The following is a 16,601-nucleotide window of genomic DNA, read 5'->3' as shown; positions in this document are numbered from 1 at the left end:
TGCCGGATCTTACGACTGCGCGGCACTTTGGTGGTGGATGCAGGAGTGTAAACCGCATCGGTTAGTTTGTTGTCGTGATATGCGTATACAGTGCTCATGGCGCTTTAAGCGGCGATGGCCGCATCAGTTGCTTCAAATGTTTCTATCCCGGCACGGATCAGCTCGGGGCCTATACCCAATGCCCACGCTGCCGCAACGGCGGCGAGGCTGTTTTCCATCGTGAGTGCAGCATGCGGTGTTGCGTTGTCGATCAGAATTTCTTCTTTGCCGGTCGCCAAAACGATATTGCCGTCGCGCATGAACACAGCGCGTTGACCGTTCGCCAGATGTGCGGCAATCACCGCTTCTGCCGGTGAAGCTGCAAAGAAAATCACGCTGCCGTCACACAGGGAAGCCAGTTCCGCCACGCGTTCATCGGCAGCGTTCAATACCGCCACGCCAGTCGATAGCACGACATCAATCTGGGTACGCAGCACGCGGCTCATCTGCTCGGCATCGTCGATATAAAATTCCGGCAGGGTGTCGGCCGGATCGATATTCGTGACGACACCTACCTGACACCAGTCGTAGGCCAGACCTTCCGACAGAATGGCCTTGCTGCTGCTTTCAAATACGGCGGCTTCCACCATGCGATTCATGAGCACCTGACGTCCGGCATCCCAGTTGTCGCTGGCTTTTTTCAAAACCGGGCGCTGGCGCAGGAACAAGCCATCCTTGCATGCCAGACCGACATACGCGCCCTGCAAGTGCAGAAACCATGCGATCAGGCGCGATACGACTGTGGTGCCGTGTGAGCCAGTGACGCCGATGATAGGAATCCGGCCGCTTTCATCTTCAGCAAACAGATGGTCGACAATCGCACGGCCAACCGGACGCGCCGGGCCGTCGGCCGGCTTCAAATGCATCAGCAGGCCGGGGCCAGCGTTGACTTCAACGATGGCGCCGCCTTGTTCGGCCAGCGGTTTGGAAATATCTTCCACCACCAGATCAACGCCGGCGATATCCAGTCCGACGATGCGGGCCGCCAGCGATGCGGCTGCGGCCACGGTTGGATGAACCTGATCGGTAACATCGAAGGCAACGTTGCCGTTGCGCTGGATCAGGATTTTTTTGCCGGCAGCCGGGATCGATTCAGTCGTGTAACCCTGGCGCGCCAGCTCCAGCAGCACGACGCGCGGATCGTCCGCTTCATCGATCAGGATCAGATTGAGCGGGCAATCTTCGCTGCTGCCGCGTCGTGGATCGCAGTTGAGCTGGCTGTTGATCAGTTCGGAAATGCTGGATTTGCCATCCGCCACAACGGTAGCTTCTTCACCGCGGGCGGCAGCGACCAGTTTGCCGCCTACGATCAGCAAGCGGTGTTCGTTGCCGAGGATAAAGCGCTCGACGATGACATCGCTGCTTTCCTGTTCGGCCAATAAAAAAGCCGCCTCGATATCGGCAGCCGTATTCAGATTGGTGGAAACGCCACGACCGTGATTGCCATCCAGCGGCTTGATGACGACTGGCAAGCCTATGCTTTCGGCAGCTTCCCATGCATCGGCGGCGCTGTTGACGATACGACCTTCCGGTACCGGCACGCCGCAGGATTGCAGCAGCGTCTTGGTCAGTTCCTTGTCGCTGGAAATGGTTTCCGCAATCGCGCTGGTCTGGTCGGTTTCGGCAGTCCAGATGCGGCGTTGCTTGATGCCGTAGCCGAGTTGCACCAGATTGCCGTCGTTCAGGCGCATCGATGGGATGCGCCTATCGGTTGCCGCTTCGACGATGCAGCCAGTGCTCGGGCCCAAGGCGACGGATTCCAGAATGTTGCGCAGATGGTCTACCGTGGATTGGACATCGTAGGGTTTGTCTTCGATTGCAGCCATTACCAGATCGCGGGCGGCAACTAATGCAGCGCGGCTGACTTCTTCATGGCGGGCGCGGACGACAACCTTGTAGACGCCGCGTTTGCCGGTTTCGCGCGCCTTGCCGAAACCGCTTTGCATGCCGGCAAGATTCTGCAGCTCTATCATCACGTGTTCCATGATGTGGCCAGGCCAGGTGCCTTCGCGCAAACGCATCAAAAAGCCGCCGTGTACGCCGACGCCGCAATGATGTTCGACCAGGCTGGGCAGCCAGGCGGTCAGGCGTTCATAGAATCCGGGAATGGTATTGGACGGCGAATCTTCCAGATCGCCGATATCTACCCAAGCTTCAAGCACTGGGCGATAGGTCCATATATTTGGACCGCGTAGACTCAGCACATCGATAATCTCGATGGTTTTGTTGTTCATTTTGTAATGGATAGTGTTTGTAGAAGCCAAAACTGCTATGGCTAAAATTGGTGTAACGCGCTCGGCGTTCTTTGGTTTACTAGTTTGGTGATTATATTTCACGCGAGACCAAATACGCAGCAACAAGCTGCATGCGTTTGGATATACTGGCCGCCAATTTGAGATAAAACCCTATATTCTGATCGTCATTCACTGAACATCCGTTCGTCACGAAAACGCTTTCTGCCTTGATGAAAACCGCGTCCCCATCATTATTGTCAACAAGACATGTTCTTCCTGCTGTCTGGCAGGAGGCTAATAGTCAAATGAGCAAGGATGAAATCATACTCGCTCATCTGGATCTTGACCTTGATTCCAGCCTGCATTTTGTGCCGGGCATCGTTATTTTGACCAATATGCGTCTGTTGTCGCGTTCCCGCGCGGAAACAGACTGGCACAGTTGGCCTTGCAGTGCGGCGTTGACGCTCAAGCATTACGATCATGCCGGCGTCGGCACGCTGGAGTTGCACGATGCAACATCGCGCCTGGCAAGCTGGCGTTATACGTTGGCGCAAAATCCTGCCGCGCTGCAACTGATCACCAGTTTCGAGCAATTGCAGCATGCGATTGCGAGCGGCGTGGCAATGCCCCTGGCCGAACCGGATGCGCAAAATGAAGAGGAAGAAGAGGATGCCGAAGGCGTAGCGGAAGAACAGCCGCCGTCCACGGCTTCGCTGTTTCGCCTGTGGCGTTTTGCCAAGCCGTATCGCGGGCAGTTGCTGTTGGGTTTCCTGTTGACGCTGGGCTCTACGGCGGCGACGCTGGTGCCGCCGTACATGACGCTGCCGTTAATGGATAACGTACTGATCCCGTATCAGAACGGCGTGGAAATCGATAGAAGCCTGGTGGTGCTGTATCTGAGCGGTTTATTCGGCTCGGCCGTGCTGGCATGGGGTTTGGGCTGGGCGCGCACTTACATACTGGCACTGGTCAGCGAGCGCATAGGTGCGGATTTGCGCACCACCACGTATGAACATCTGCTGCGTCTATCACTGGAATATTTCGGTGGCAAACGTACTGGCGATCTGATGACGCGTATCGGTTCGGAGACGGATCGCATCTGCGTCTTCCTGTCTTTGCATTTGCTGGATTTCTTCACCGACGTGTTGATGATCTTCATGACGGCGGCAATTCTGATTTCGATCAATCCGTGGCTGGCGCTGGTCACCTTGCTGCCGTTGCCGTTCATCGCGTGGATGATTCATGTGGTGCGCGACAAATTGCGCAACGGCTTTGAAAAAATCGACAGGATCTGGTCGCAAGTCACGAATGTGCTGGCCGATACCATCCCCGGCATCCGCGTGGTGAAGGCATTTGCGCAGGAAAAGCGCGAAGCAGTGCGTTTCCGCGAAGCCAACAAACATAATCTGGCGATCAACGATCGCGTCAACAAAGTCTGGTCGCTGTTTTCGCCCACCGTTACTCTCCTGACCGAAATCGGTTTGCTGGTGGTGTGGGCGCTCGGCATCTGGCAGGTGTCGCAAGGCCTGATCACGGTGGGTGTGCTGACGGCCTTCCTGGCCTACATCACCCGCTTCTACACGCGGCTGGATTCTATGAGTCGTATCGTTTCGGTGACGCAAAAAGCCGCCACCGGCGCGAAACGTATTTTCGATATTCTGGACCACGTTTCCAGCGTGCCGGAAGCGACCAATCCGGTGCATCTGACGAATGTGCAGGGGAAAATCACGATCAAAAATATCGGTTTCCGTTACGGCAACCGGGCTGTGATACGCGGTCTGAATCTCGATATCCAGCCGGGCGAAATGATAGGTCTGGTCGGTCACAGCGGTTCCGGGAAAAGTACGCTGGTCAATCTGATCTGCCGTTTCTACGACGTGTCGGACGGTGCGATTCTGGTCGATGGCATTGATGTGCGCTCGATTCCGATCCCGGAATATCGTCGCAACATCGGCCTGGTGCTGCAGGAACCCTTCCTGTTCTTCGGCACCATCGCCGACAATATCGCTTACGGCAAGCCGGACGCCAGCCGTGAAGAAATCATCGCGGCCGCGCGTGCGGCGAACGCGCATGAATTCATTTTGCGCTTGCCGCACGGCTACGATTCCATGGTGGGCGAACGCGGGCAAACGCTGTCCGGCGGCGAGCGCCAGCGTATTTCGATTGCGCGCGCGCTGCTGATCGATCCGCATATCCTGATTCTGGATGAGGCCACCTCATCGGTCGATACGACGACCGAGCGCGAGATTCAAAAAGCGCTGGATAATCTGGTGCGTGGCCGTACCACGATAGCCATCGCACACAGACTTTCCACCTTGCGTCGCGCCGATCGCATCGTCGTGATGGACCGGGGGCAGATCGTCGAAGTCGGTTCGCACGATGAACTGCTGGCGCGCGAGGGTGCGTATTACAAGCTGTATCAGGCGCAGCAGCGGCAGGCCGAACAGGATATGCTGGAAGATAGCGTGGAAGAGGGGCTGGTATGAGCGACGTGCAATCGATACCGTTTCAACTGAACCGCAATGCGTTCGGCAAACTGGTTTATTCCGCACCCGGCGAGGCAGAACTACATGAGGGCGTGGTCCCGGTGCGCGCCTTCCCGATTGCGGCGCCGGATACCGGCATCGCCATCGTCAGTACGGATGGGCGCGAGCTGGCATGGGTAGAGCGCCTGAGCGATTTGCCGGAGACCATCCGTGCGTTACTGGAAGAAGAATTGGCCAGTCGCGAATTCCTGCCGGAAATTACCAAGATCAAACATGTGTCCGCATTCGCCTCGCCGAGTACCTGGACGGTGGCGACCAGCCGCGGTGATGCGCTGCTGGTGCTGAAGGGCGAGGAAGATATACGCCGCATCGGTGAATCGTCATTGATCATTGCCGACACGCACGGCATCCAGTTCCTGATTCGTGATTTGCAAAAACTCGACAAGCACAGCCGCAAACTGTTGGACCGATTCCTGTAAACGATGGCATGTGTACGGCATGCCATCCTGCCCAAGGAGTAATGCTCATGACCAGTCGCTCGCAAGACCATCTCCCCGCCGTATTGCAAAATCTTGCCCTGCCGGTCATCGGCGCACCGATGTTCATTGCCAGCGGCCCCGAGCTGGTGCTGGCGCAATGCAAGGCCGGCATAGTCGGCGGGTTTCCGGCATTGAATGCGCGTCCGGCTGAATTGCTCGATCGCTGGCTGACCGACATACAGGCAGATCTAGCCGCGTATAAAACTACGCATCCGGATGCCATCATCGGCCCCATCGCCGTCAATCAAATTGTGCATCAATCGAACGATCGCCTGGCGCATGACGTAGAGGTGTGCGTCAGGCATCGCGTTCCCATCATCATTTCATCGCTGCAGGCGCCGCCGAAGGAAATGATGGATGCGATACACGGCTATGGCGGCATCGTGCTGCACGACGTGATTTCGATACGCCACGCGCACAAAGCGCTGGACGCCGGCGTCGATGGGCTGATTCTGGTCGCGGCCGGCGCCGGTGGACATGCCGGCACACTGTCGCCGTTCGCACTGGTCGGCGAAGTACGTCAATTCTTCAAGGGGACGATCGCTTTGTCGGGCGCCATTGCCAGTGGCGATGCAGTGCTGGCAGCACAGGCGATGGGGGCCGACTTTGCATATATAGGCTCGCGCTGGCTGGCGACGCACGAAGCGAATGTGGATGAAGCTTATCGGCAGGCGCTCGTCACCTCCGTAGCGTCCGATATCGTCTACAGCAATTTGTTCACCGGCGTGCATGGCAACTATTTGCGGAAATCCATCATCAATATGGGACTGGATCCGGATAACCTGCCGCAAGGGGACAAGAGCGTGATGGATTTTGCTTCCAGCAGCGGCAGCAAGGTGAAAGCCTGGCGCGATATTTGGGGCGCGGGGCAGGGCGTCGGCATGATAGACGCTGTCACCAGCGTGGCGGAAGCGGTGCAAAAACTGAGCGCCGAATACCGGGCTGCAAAAGCGCGCTTGCAGGCGTGAAGCCATCGGTGCGTTATTCCCGCGTTGGCGGGAATAACGCACCGGGTTTGCCGTCAGGGCAGACTCAAAAACCGAAACGCGAACCGGCTCCCAGCAAGGTTGCTATTCCCAGCACGGCAAAAATTGCAGCGGCGATGCGATGCACGATCTTTACCGGCATGCGATTGGCGATTTTGTCGCCGAAATAAACCGCTGGTGCATTTGCCAGCATCATGCCAAACGTGGTGCCGGCTACCACCCAGAAAAAGGAATGGTATTGCGCCGCCAGGGCGACCGTTGCAATCTGCGTTTTATCACCCATCTCGGCCAGGAAAAATGCGATCAGCGTGGTCATGAAAACGCCGTACTTGGCGAATTGGGCATCGCCCTCATCAAGCTTGTCGGGAATCAGGATCCAGCCGGCCATCAGCAGGAAGGAAATACCCAATACCCAGCGCAAGGTTTCCGGTCCGAGCAAGGTCGTGATCCAGGTACCGATGGCAGCAGCAAATGCATGATTGGCTATCGTGGCGACCAGAATCGCCAGCACGATAGGCAGGGGACGACGGAATTTTGCAGCGAGAAGAAAAGCGAGCAGTTGGGTTTTGTCGCCGATTTCAGCGAGCGCCACTATGCCTGTTGAGACGAAGAATGCTTCCATGATGGGGATAAACTTTCTGGGGCCGGAATAATAACCAAAGCGCAAACAGCGACCCCGGCCCATGCGGTCGTCATTTGAGCGATGGTCTCGCCAAGTCTTGCGACTATCTGCACCATGGCCTGCGGGCCAAGAATGTTGACGCAGATTCCTTAGTTGACTAAGGCCGGCTACTCCCCAATGTTCGAGACGAATGATAGCAGAGCTGACGTGTTTCGACACGCTGGTTTTCTTCAACAGGGAATTATTGTCGTTTATTTAACTCCAACTTCAGCATGCAGAACGCGTGGCGTGTGCGCATCATTGAGGCAATGCAAAAGCCATGCTGTAAAGAATACAAAGAAGTTAAAAGGAGATCCGATGGCCGGCAAACTGACAGAAGAAAAATTCTTCACAGATGAAAAACAGGGCGACCAGGAAGATGTCGACCATGTTTCAGGTCAACATCAAAAACCGCCACGCTTGCCGCATGAGCGCGACGAATCATTGGATAGCCAGGAAGCCAAACCGCGCAAGGATATGAAGCAGGCCTTCGATGATATCGAAGCTGGGCAGATGGATACCGACAGACGCGGGATGCCGGGAGTGGAAGAAGTCGAACGTAAAAAACCGGGCAATGTACAGGAAGATATTCCGGCTTCATCGCGTATGCCGCCCAGCGTGCCCAAGCAATGATTCTTGCCGTGCCGGGATGCTGCTCTAGCTCAATCAGTTAATCGGATATCGGCCGATGCTGCCGATCGACTGCCGGCCACCGCTTGATTGCTGCGACCGTGATAGGCGAACGCAACGGAAGTCTTGACGGATGAAGTCGCGTTGACACCTGCGGCATGAAACAGGCGGCTGTGAAAAAACACGACGTCGCCCTGCTGCAGTTCGACCACTTTTCCCTGCGCGAAGATAGCCTGATTGGCAGGATGTTCTGGCCGCAAAAAATCCAGCTCGTCGAGTTGTTCGGGAGCGATATGCAGGCGATGCGAACCCGGGATAAATTTCAGGCCACCATTGTCTGCGGTTTCATCACCCAATGCGAGCCACACGCAAATCAAATCAGGCTGCGTGAACGACCAGTAGCGAATGTCGCGATGCCATCCGGTTGCAGTGCCATATTGCGGATGCTTGGTCATCACGCAGTTGTGATGCGCCAATGTCAGGCAAACCGGTTCATCGAATAATTGCCGCAGCCTGGAAACCACGCGCGCGTCTTCCGCCCAATCGTGAAAGCATGCATCGCGATCATAAGCGCTGCGCAAACGGCGTACGGTTCTGCCCCCTTCTGCGTCCAGCGATGCGGGCGCACCTGCATAACCGAGTTCCGCTTCATATTCCAATGGCGGCAATGCCGCGCGCAACTGTTCGGCGGCAACCTTGAGCATGCGTTCGCAGGCGGCCGGTTCCAGCATCGCGCGGAAAACCAGGTAGCCGTCGTTCCTGAATTGCAGCATCTGTTCGCTGGAAAGTGCCGTGTCCATTGCAGTTGTCGGTGTCGTGCTCATGTTGAATGCGGTCGCAGTTTTATCGATGCCAGATGATTAGTGTAGCGCCGGTTCAGGCTGCGTGTTGAACCGGCATCAGTGCGCAGACTATTGCGTCTGCCATGACCCAGTCGCGCAGAAAGGTATCGCTTGCCATCAGCGATGAGATAAAGATGGGGCGCAGTATGTCTTTCTGGATTTCCGAATAAATATTGTCGCTGGTCAGCGGCAAAGCCTGCTCCACCACGTTCTGCCTGATCGCATCGCGAGAAACAATATAGCTGGTGACGATCGTGGTCAGGAATCCGCCTATGAGCAAAATGCTGAGCCATGCCAGTAGGCGATATTTTTCGGAAAAGAGGCGCATGTATGAGGGAGTATGGGTTTGGTTGCTCGGTGCGACGTCTGCAAATGGCGATACCTTTTGCGCCTGCACGTATTATAAATGCAATGATTCTGCGGCCGGTCTTTGTTGTTTAACGCGTATTTGCTGCGATTTCCGGCATCGTCCAAAGCAAGCACACTCCATGTATTGCGGATGGCAGGTTTGCAGGATGCCGGTTTGGGCGGATGTCTGACAGCGTGTACTCATCGCGTTCTTTGGTGTCGGCTCATGTCAATGTAAAACAGGCATCTGCGCTGTATTCCTCGCCATGCAAGCGAGTGTAGGTGCGAATTGCGTTTACGTATAATGAAAAATTCACCACGACTCTTTTCCATCATGACTCGTATCTGCCCGAAATGCTCGTATGTCCGCAAGCCGACCGATGAAGCGCCGGAGTGGCAATGTCCGTCCTGCCAGGTTGCCTATATCAAGGCATCCGGCGAGCCGGTTCCTGCCAGCTACGGCCGTTACGGTACGCCGGTCGTCAAAAGCGGATCGCCGTTTTCCACTGTGCTGAAATGGTTGATCGTGCTGGCCGTATTGGGTGCCGCTGTGTACATGGGCAAGCCGCTGTGGACGGGCGGGAAGACGGCGAATGTCGTCGTCCCGAGCGCGCAGCCGGCGGTGACGCTGTATGCCACCGAGTGGTGCGGTTATTGCGCGGCCGCGCGGCAACTATTCGAGGCCAACGGTATCGAATATACCGAGCTCGATGTTGAAAAAACCAGTGCCGGTTATGAAGGCCACAAAAAACTGGGCGGCAATGGCGTGCCGCTGATCGTCGTCGACGATAAGGTCATACACGGTTTCGATGAACGTACATTGCGTACGACCCTGAAGCCGTGGTTCAAGCAATCGTGAGCGGATGTGCAGCGTGTGCATGCGGCACGGCGCTCAACAATATGAAAGGCAAGTATGCGCAAGATTAAACTTCCATCCGGTGAAGCCGTGCCGGTGCTCGGCCAGGGCACGTGGTATATGGGCGATCACGCGAGCTGCCGCGCCGAGGAAATCGCCACCCTGCGTCTGGGACTGGACTTCGGCATGACCTTGATAGATACCGCTGAAATGTACGGCGATGGCGCTTCCGAAAAACTGGTGGGCGAAGCCATTGCAGGCCGGCGTGATGAAGTGTTTTTAGTCAGCAAGGTATTGCCGAGCAATGCCACGCGCCACGGCACCATTGCCGCCTGCGAGCGCAGCCTGAAACGTCTGGGCACCGATCGTATCGATTTGTATCTGTTGCATTGGCGCGGCCGTACGCCGTTCGCCGAAACCATCGCCGCCTTTGAAGCCTTGCAGGACGCCGGTAAAATCCGTCACTGGGGCGTCAGCAATATGGATGTCGACGATATGCGGGAAATTGCGCGTGCATCCGGCGGCGAGGCCATGGCTGCCAACCAGGTTCTGTACAACCTGACGCGACGCGGCATCGAATACGATTTGCTGCCGCAGGCGCAGCAACGCGGTTTGCCGATCATGGCGTATTCGCCGATCGAGCAGGGACGCTTGGCCGAATACCCGGAAGTACAGGATATCGCCGACCGGCATGGCGTATCGCCGGCGCAGATTGCATTGGCCTGGGTCTTGCGCCAGCCAGGCGTGATCGCGATTCCCAAGGCCTCGACGCCGGCCCATGTACAGCAAAATCGCGCCGCCCTCGATATGCAATTAACGGCGCAGGATCTGGCCGAACTGGACGATGCATTCCCGTCGCCGGATGGGCCGGAATCGCTGGAAATGATTTGATGTGCGTGCGGGATTCCATCCCGCGACAGAGCTAGTGTTCGCGCGCATTCAGGCAGGATCGCTACGGTCTTCCAGTGCGCCGCGCAGCAAATCGAAGGCGGCACGTGTAAATGCATCGACCTGACTGCATTTTATTTTTAACAGCAGCGTGACGGCATCGCCGTATTGCGCATCGATCACGCTCACGTCCTGTTGTTCGCAATAGCGGCGCAAGCTTGATTCGTCGGCAAACTGCAGCACGAAGCGTCGTTCGCACATCGCTTCGACCGGCAATAACTCCGCATTCTTGATCGCTTCCGAAATCGCCTGTCCATAGGCGCGTGTCAGACCGCCTGCGCCCAGCTTCATGCCGCCCCAGTAGCGCACCACGACCGCCAGCACATTGAAGACATCCTTGTGCACCAGCACGTTGTACATCGGACGTGCGGCGGTGCCGGACGGTTCGCCGTCGTCGTCCAGGCCGGAATCGCCATCGCACATCAGTACCCAGCAAAAATGCACGGCATTCGGATGTTGTGCGCGCAAGCCGGCCAGAATTGCGCGTGCTTCCGCGCGCGTCGTCAGCGGGTACAGCAAGCCGATGAAGCGGCTCTTCTTGATTTCGATTTCAGCGGTGGCGGGTGCGGCAAGTTGATACATGCGGTGAAAATGGAGTTAATAAGAATGCGTGGCGTATGGGCAGCGCAATCACAGCGCTGCAGGTGCGCCGGGATGTGCGTAGTTTACGCGCGCTCAGTAAAACACCGCCAGCCACACGGTTTCTTCGCTGGCGCTGGTCCATTCAACGCGGTGTCTGGCATGCGCCGGGATGTTGACGTACATGCCAGGCATCAGATGGATGGCCTGTGCATCTTGCTCGAAGCGCAGGCCGGCTTCTCCCTTGAGCAGTACCACCCATTCGTTTTGCTGCTGCTCGTACCAGAAATCGGGTGGCGAACGATGGCCTTTGGAGACGATGCGTTCTATCCGCACATTGCCGGCCGTGAGCAGGCTTTCACTTATTTCTTCAGGAAGCTCCGCAGGGATGCGCTGAAACAGATGGCCGTTTTTCATCGCTGCGGAGCAGACTGAATAATGAAGGAAGCATTAAACCGACAAAGGCTTGTAACGAATCCGCTTGGGTTTCGCACCTTCTTCACCCAGACGCTTGCGTTTGTCCGCTTCATATTCCTGATAGTTGCCATCGAAGAACGATACCTGCGAGTTACCTTCGAATGCGAGGATGTGCGTGGCGATGCGATCGAGGAACCATCGATCATGTGAAATCACCATGACGCTGCCGGCAAATTCCAGCAGGGCGTCTTCCAGCGCGCGCAGGGTTTCCACGTCGAGATCGTTGGACGGTTCATCCAGCAGCAGGACGTTGCCGCCTTGCAGCAATGTCTTGGCCAGATGCAAACGACCACGTTCACCACCAGATAAATTACCGACGACCTTCTGCTGATCGCCGCCCTTGAAGTTGAAGCGTCCCAGATACGCACGCGACGGCATTTCAAAACGGCCGACGGTCAGAATGTCGGCACCGCCGGTAACATCTTCAAATACGGTCTTGCTGTCGTTCAGCGAGTCGCGCGATTGATCGACGATGGAGACGCGTGCAGTGGTGCCGATGACGACTTCGCCGCTGTCTGCTTGTTCCTTGCCGGTGATCAGCTTGAACAGGGTCGATTTACCGGCACCGTTCGGGCCGATGATGCCGACGATAGCGCCGGGTGGAATCTTGAAGCTCAGGTTGTCGATCAGCAGACGATCGCCGAATGCTTTCGACACATTCTTGAATTCGATGACTTCATTACCCAAACGCTCGGCGACTGGAATGAAGATTTCCTGAGTCTCGTTACGTTTTTGATATTCGTGTTCGGACAATTCATTGAAGCGCGCCAGGCGTGCTTTCGACTTGGCCTGACGGCCTTTCGGATTCTGGCGTACCCATTCCAATTCCTTGGCGATGGTTTTTTGGCGTGAGGATTCGGTGGCTTCTTCCTGCTTCAGACGATCGCCTTTTTGTTCCAGCCATGAGCTGTAATTGCCCTTCCATGGAATGCCGCTACCGCGATCCAGTTCCAAAATCCACTCGGCTGCATTGTCGAGGAAGTAGCGATCATGGGTAATCGCGACGACGGTGCCAGGGAAGCGTTGCAGAAATTGCTCCAGCCAGTCGACCGATTCGGCGTCCAGATGGTTGGTCGGTTCATCGAGCAAGAGCATGTCTGGTTTGGACAGCAACAAGCGGCACAAGGCGACACGACGTTTTTCACCGCCGGACAGGACGCCGATTTTTGCATCCCAAGGAGGCAGGCGCAATGCATCGGCAGCCATTTCCAGTTGTTGTTCAGGATTGTCGCCAGCGGAGGTCGAGATGATCGCTTCAAGTCGGCCTTGCTCTGCGGCGAGTGCATCGAAGTCAGCATCTGGTTCGGCATAGGCCGCATAGACTGCTTCGAGCAACGCTTTCGCTTCAAACACTTCGCCGAGGCCGCCTTCTACTGCCTGGCGTACGGTTTGTTCTGGATCGAGTTGCGGTTCCTGCGGCAGGTAGCCGATGTTCAGATTAGGTGCTGGGCGTGCTTCGCCGATGATGTCGGTATCGATGCCGGCCATGATTTTCAGCAGCGTCGATTTGCCGGAACCGTTCAGGCCCAGCACGCCGATCTTGGCACCGGGGAAAAAGGACAAGGAAATGTCCTTCAGAATTTGACGTTTCGGTGGGACGATCTTGCCCACGCGGTTCATGGTGTAGACGTAATTTGCCATTGTAATTTCAATAAAAGGTTGCTTGCCAAAGAGGTGGGTGCAAGGATAACCGATGGCGAGGCAGTTCGGTATGCACGGCGGCGGATATCGCCTGCAAAACGGAATTAAAGATGAAATATTTTCGCGTTTGTAAATACCGAAGATAATGATTCAGCGCAGATGCAACACTGTGCATGCATGCAGCCAGTTTTTCTTGCATTATGGAGTTGCTTATCCTATTGTGCGACGCACCATCCCTCTTAGAGAGCGCTCTTTGGCTTCACCAGATAAAAAAAGCAGTCTTGCTGCATTGACTCTGGCCGCTGTCGGTATTGTGTACGGCGACATCGGCACCAGTCCTTTATATACGATGAAAGAAGTGTTCTCCAAAGAACACGGTCTCGACCTCACGCCGGAAAATTTGCTCGGGGTTGTCTCGCTGATCGTCTGGGGCCTGATCATCATTGTTTCGCTCAAATACGTCACGCTGGTTTTGCGCGCGAATAATCGCGGCGAAGGCGGCATCATGGCGCTGATGGCGCTGGCACTTTCTTCCGTGACCAAAAATTCGCGCTGGTATTTCCCTCTGATGGTCATGGGGCTGTTCGGCGCGACGCTGTTTTATGGCGACAGCGTGATTACCCCCGCGATTTCCGTCCTGTCGGCGGTAGAAGGCTTGAGTGTTGCCACCTCCGCTTTCGATCCCTATGTCGTGCCATTGACGGTTGCCGTGCTGGTTGGCTTGTATTCGCTGCAGGCGCGTGGCACGGCCGGTATCGGCAAATGGTTCGGCCCGGTCATGCTGATCTGGTTTATTACGCTGGCAGTGATGGGCGTCGTCAACATCATTGATGCGCCGTACATTCTGCATGCCTTGAATCCATGGCATGCCTTGCACTTTTTGAGCGGCAATGGGTTTCTCGCTTTTATTGCACTGGGTGCTGTGGTGCTGGCATTTACCGGCGCGGAAGCGCTGTATGCCGACATGGGCCATTTCGGCGCCAAGCCGATACGCATGGCGTGGTTCCTGATTGCCTTTCCTGCACTGTCATTGAATTATCTGGGGCAGGGCGCGTTGCTGCTGTTGAACCCTGGGGCCGTCACCAATCCTTTCTACCAGCAGCTCGGCGCATGGAGCATTTATCCGCTAGTCGCATTATCGACCATGGCTGCCATCATCGCTTCGCAGGCGACGATTTCCGGTACCTTCTCGATGACCAAGCAGGCGATTGCGCTGGGCTTTCTGCCGCGCATGAAAATCGAATTTACCTCTGCCAGCCAGATCGGCCAGATTTACATTCCGGCGGTGAACTGGCTGCAAATGATCGTGGTCGTGCTGGCAGTGATCGGCTTCGGCTCTTCATCCAATCTGGCAGCAGCCTACGGCATTGCGGTGACGGCGACGATGATGGTGACGACTGTCCTGACTTTCTTCGTCATTCGTTATCGCTGGAAATACAATCTGATTCTGTGCCTGGCCGCGACCGGTTTCTTCCTGGTGATCGATCTGAGCCTCTTCTCGGCGAATATGCTGAAGCTGTTCCACGGCGGCTGGTTCCCGCTGCTGCTGGGTGTGGTTTTGTTTACCCTGATGCTGACGTGGAAGCGCGGACGCGAACTGGTATTCGAAAATCTGCAGAAGCATGCGATTCCACTGGAAGATTTTCTGGCTTCGCTGTTTATTTCGCCACCGACACGCGTGCCGGGCACGGCGATCTTCCTGCGCGGCGAATCGGATGGCGTACCGCATGCGATGCTGCACAATCTGTCGCATAACAAGGTGTTGCATGAACGCGTGGTGTTCCTGACCGTGCGGATGATGGAAGTGCCGTATGTACCGAAAGCCGATCAGGTCAGGATCGAACATCTGGGCGACGACTGTTACCAGATGAATGTGACTTACGGCTTCAAGAATGTGCCGGATATTCCGGCAGCATTGGATCTGGCGAAAGAGCAGGGCCTGGAATTCGAGATGATGGAAACCTCGTTTTTCATCGCGCGTCAGACGGTGGTTGCCAATCCGGTGCGTGGCATGGCCCTGTGGCGCGAACATATTTTTGTCGCGATGTCGCGCCATGCACGCGGTGCAGCCGACTATTATCAGATTCCATCGAATCGCGTGATTGAACTGGGCACCAAGGTAGAGATTTAAGCGCAACGCGCATGCAAAAAAGGGACAACATGCTTGTCCCTTTTTTTATGCATGGCGTGTATATCAGGCAGCACGCTGCCGACGCCAGCTTTGCCAGATGCCGTCCAGTGAATACAGTCCGAGTGCAATCCATATGGCGGCGAAGCCGATCAAACGTGCTTCGCCAAACGGCTCGTGATATAGCCAGATGCCGATCATCAGTTGCAGCGATGGCGTGATGTACTGCATCAGGCCCATGGTTGAAAGCGGCACCAGGCGGGCGGCGGCGCCAAACAGCAGCAGGGGAATGGCGGTGATCGGGCCGGAGGCCAGCATCAGCCATTTTGTGCTGGTCGACGCATCGCTGAAGCCGTGCGCGCCCTGCGCAGTCATGAGCAGCAGTGAAACGACGGCCAGCGGGAGCAGCAGCATGGTTTCCAGCGACAGACCTTCCAGCGTGCCCAGCGATGCCGTCTTGCGCAGCAGTCCGTACAGGCCGAAGGTGATGCCCAGTAGCAGGCTGACCCATGGCGGCTGCCCGTTTTGCCATGTTAGCCAGAGGACGCCGATTGCCGCCATGCCGACAGCCATCCATTGCAGGCGCCGCAGCCGCTCGCCCAGTATCATCGAACCCAGCAGCACATTGACCAGCGGCGTCATGAAATAGCCAAGACTGGCATCGATTACACGATCGTTATTGACCGACCAGATATACAGATACCAGTTGCTCGACAAAAGCAGTGCGCTGGCAGTGAAGCCTGCCAGCACGCGGGGTTGGCGCAAAACTGGTTTCAGCCACGACCATTGCCTGCGCACGCTCAGTACAATCGCCAAAAATACCAGCGCCCACACCATGCGATACATCAGGACTTCCAGCGGCGGAATTTCCTGCAGTGACTTGAAGTAAATCGGGAACATACCCCAGATTACATAGGCGCAAAACGCATAGAGTATGCCGGGATTCATGGCGATAGTTGGGGTGAGGTGATGCAAGCGGTTTTAAAAACCGGGAGCAGGGTTGAGACAGGCGAGAATTATCCCAGCAATCCCGGAACTGCGTTGAGGGCAGGTTTTTTGAACGAGAGTGCTCGCCTCTGAATACGATACTGTTGCGGCAGGAAATACAACGCAGATAATAATGGAGCTTGAGGCTGATGCCTTGCACGCATACATGGCTTGCAATAAAAAAACGGCACTTTCAGGGAAGGTGCCGTTTTTTATTTTG

The 16,601-nt window shown here is 56.1% G+C and carries 15 protein-coding genes and 1 riboswitch; of the genes, 7 read left to right on the top strand and 8 right to left on the bottom strand.

Annotation, left to right across the window (positions count from 1 at the left end):
* Positions 1-104 precede the first annotated feature (104 nt).
* Complete coding sequence (gene cphA, locus ACIQW9_RS11670; protein WP_402336883.1) at positions 105-2,273, bottom strand: cyanophycin synthetase; 2,169 nt, start codon at positions 2,271-2,273, stop codon at positions 105-107.
* A gap of 305 nt (positions 2,274-2,578) precedes the next feature.
* Here cphA and ACIQW9_RS11665 point away from each other — a divergent pair, with 305 nt between their 5' ends.
* From ACIQW9_RS11665 to ACIQW9_RS11655, 3 genes are read left to right on the top strand one after another with little or no spacing between them, the layout of a single operon-like run.
* Positions 2,579-4,759: an ABC transporter ATP-binding protein gene (locus tag ACIQW9_RS11665; RefSeq protein WP_402336880.1), complete on the top strand. Its 2,181-nt coding sequence runs from the start codon at positions 2,579-2,581 to the stop codon at positions 4,757-4,759.
* Positions 4,756-5,238 (top strand): DUF1854 domain-containing protein, encoded by a 483-nt coding sequence (locus tag ACIQW9_RS11660; protein WP_402336878.1) that lies wholly within the window; start codon positions 4,756-4,758, stop codon positions 5,236-5,238. The genes ACIQW9_RS11665 and ACIQW9_RS11660 overlap by 4 nt, the downstream gene beginning before the upstream one ends.
* A 47-nt stretch (positions 5,239-5,285) precedes the next feature.
* Positions 5,286-6,266, top strand: coding sequence for an NAD(P)H-dependent flavin oxidoreductase (locus ACIQW9_RS11655; protein WP_402336875.1), 981 nt, complete (start codon positions 5,286-5,288; stop codon positions 6,264-6,266).
* A 64-nt stretch (positions 6,267-6,330) separates the two neighbouring features.
* On the opposite strand, the gene ACIQW9_RS11650 is transcribed toward ACIQW9_RS11655, so the two are convergent.
* Entirely contained in the window at positions 6,331-6,906 is a 576-nt protein-coding gene (locus ACIQW9_RS11650; protein ID WP_402336873.1) for a TMEM165/GDT1 family protein, read from the bottom strand.
* 19 nt (positions 6,907-6,925) lie between these two features.
* Positions 6,926-7,099: riboswitch (yybP-ykoY riboswitch) on the bottom strand.
* A 164-nt stretch (positions 7,100-7,263) separates the two neighbouring features.
* On the opposite strand from ACIQW9_RS11650, the gene ACIQW9_RS11645 reads away from it, so the two are divergent.
* Positions 7,264-7,578: a hypothetical protein gene (locus tag ACIQW9_RS11645; protein ID WP_402336870.1), complete on the top strand. Its 315-nt coding sequence runs from the start codon at positions 7,264-7,266 to the stop codon at positions 7,576-7,578.
* Between the two features lie 29 nt (positions 7,579-7,607).
* Here the strand turns inward: ACIQW9_RS11645 and ACIQW9_RS11640 are convergent, their stop codons facing one another.
* A complete protein-coding gene (locus tag ACIQW9_RS11640) occupies positions 7,608-8,375 on the bottom strand; it encodes a phytanoyl-CoA dioxygenase family protein (protein WP_402338015.1) in 768 nt (255 codons plus the stop codon).
* Positions 8,376-8,451: 76 nt separating this feature from the next.
* Positions 8,452-8,745, bottom strand: coding sequence for a hypothetical protein (locus ACIQW9_RS11635; protein WP_402336867.1), 294 nt, complete (start codon positions 8,743-8,745; stop codon positions 8,452-8,454).
* Between the two features lie 354 nt (positions 8,746-9,099).
* On the opposite strand from ACIQW9_RS11635, the gene ACIQW9_RS11630 reads away from it, so the two are divergent.
* Positions 9,100-9,624 (top strand): glutaredoxin family protein, encoded by a 525-nt coding sequence (locus tag ACIQW9_RS11630; RefSeq protein ID WP_402336866.1) that lies wholly within the window; start codon positions 9,100-9,102, stop codon positions 9,622-9,624.
* 54 nt (positions 9,625-9,678) lie between these two features.
* Complete coding sequence (locus ACIQW9_RS11625; protein ID WP_402336864.1) at positions 9,679-10,512, top strand: aldo/keto reductase; 834 nt, start codon at positions 9,679-9,681, stop codon at positions 10,510-10,512.
* 48 nt (positions 10,513-10,560) lie between these two features.
* On the opposite strand, the gene ACIQW9_RS11620 is transcribed toward ACIQW9_RS11625, so the two are convergent.
* From ACIQW9_RS11620 to ettA, 3 genes are all read right to left on the bottom strand, one after another.
* On the bottom strand, positions 10,561-11,151 hold the full coding sequence (locus ACIQW9_RS11620) for an IMPACT family protein (RefSeq protein ID WP_402336862.1): 591 nt from the start codon (positions 11,149-11,151) through the stop codon (positions 10,561-10,563).
* Positions 11,152-11,244: 93 nt separating this feature from the next.
* Entirely contained in the window at positions 11,245-11,565 is a 321-nt protein-coding gene (locus ACIQW9_RS11615) for a cupin domain-containing protein (RefSeq protein ID WP_402336859.1), read from the bottom strand.
* Positions 11,566-11,598: 33 nt separating this feature from the next.
* Positions 11,599-13,266: an energy-dependent translational throttle protein EttA gene (gene ettA / locus ACIQW9_RS11610; RefSeq protein ID WP_402336857.1), complete on the bottom strand. Its 1,668-nt coding sequence runs from the start codon at positions 13,264-13,266 to the stop codon at positions 11,599-11,601.
* Between the two features lie 253 nt (positions 13,267-13,519).
* On the opposite strand from ettA, the gene ACIQW9_RS11605 reads away from it, so the two are divergent.
* Complete coding sequence (locus ACIQW9_RS11605; protein ID WP_402336854.1) at positions 13,520-15,397, top strand: potassium transporter Kup; 1,878 nt, start codon at positions 13,520-13,522, stop codon at positions 15,395-15,397.
* Between the two features lie 63 nt (positions 15,398-15,460).
* On the opposite strand, the gene rarD is transcribed toward ACIQW9_RS11605, so the two are convergent.
* Entirely contained in the window at positions 15,461-16,342 is an 882-nt protein-coding gene (gene rarD / locus ACIQW9_RS11600; protein WP_402336851.1) for an EamA family transporter RarD, read from the bottom strand.
* Positions 16,343-16,601: the final 259 nt, after the last annotated feature.

Source organism: Herminiimonas sp. NPDC097707, assembly GCF_044761395.1.
Taxonomy (GTDB): Bacteria; Pseudomonadota; Gammaproteobacteria; order Burkholderiales; family Burkholderiaceae_D; genus Oxalicibacterium.
The sequence above is the reverse complement of the archived record's forward strand: the minus strand, read 5'-3'. Positions and strand labels throughout refer to the sequence as shown.

Coding starts and splice junctions, on each gene's coding strand:
- cphA (WP_402336883.1), bottom strand. CDS start 2,273: ATGAACAACAAAACCATCGAGATTATCGATGTGCTGAGTCTACGCGGT.
- ACIQW9_RS11665 (WP_402336880.1), top strand. CDS start 2,579: ATGAGCAAGGATGAAATCATACTCGCTCATCTGGATCTTGACCTTGAT.
- ACIQW9_RS11660 (WP_402336878.1), top strand. CDS start 4,756: ATGAGCGACGTGCAATCGATACCGTTTCAACTGAACCGCAATGCGTTC.
- ACIQW9_RS11655 (WP_402336875.1), top strand. CDS start 5,286: ATGACCAGTCGCTCGCAAGACCATCTCCCCGCCGTATTGCAAAATCTT.
- ACIQW9_RS11650 (WP_402336873.1), bottom strand. CDS start 6,906: ATGGAAGCATTCTTCGTCTCAACAGGCATAGTGGCGCTCGCTGAAATC.
- ACIQW9_RS11645 (WP_402336870.1), top strand. CDS start 7,264: ATGGCCGGCAAACTGACAGAAGAAAAATTCTTCACAGATGAAAAACAG.
- ACIQW9_RS11640 (WP_402338015.1), bottom strand. CDS start 8,375: ATGGACACGGCACTTTCCAGCGAACAGATGCTGCAATTCAGGAACGAC.
- ACIQW9_RS11635 (WP_402336867.1), bottom strand. CDS start 8,745: ATGCGCCTCTTTTCCGAAAAATATCGCCTACTGGCATGGCTCAGCATT.
- ACIQW9_RS11630 (WP_402336866.1), top strand. CDS start 9,100: ATGACTCGTATCTGCCCGAAATGCTCGTATGTCCGCAAGCCGACCGAT.
- ACIQW9_RS11625 (WP_402336864.1), top strand. CDS start 9,679: ATGCGCAAGATTAAACTTCCATCCGGTGAAGCCGTGCCGGTGCTCGGC.
- ACIQW9_RS11620 (WP_402336862.1), bottom strand. CDS start 11,151: ATGTATCAACTTGCCGCACCCGCCACCGCTGAAATCGAAATCAAGAAG.
- ACIQW9_RS11615 (WP_402336859.1), bottom strand. CDS start 11,565: ATGAAAAACGGCCATCTGTTTCAGCGCATCCCTGCGGAGCTTCCTGAA.
- ettA (WP_402336857.1), bottom strand. CDS start 13,266: ATGGCAAATTACGTCTACACCATGAACCGCGTGGGCAAGATCGTCCCA.
- rarD (WP_402336851.1), bottom strand. CDS start 16,342: ATGAATCCCGGCATACTCTATGCGTTTTGCGCCTATGTAATCTGGGGT.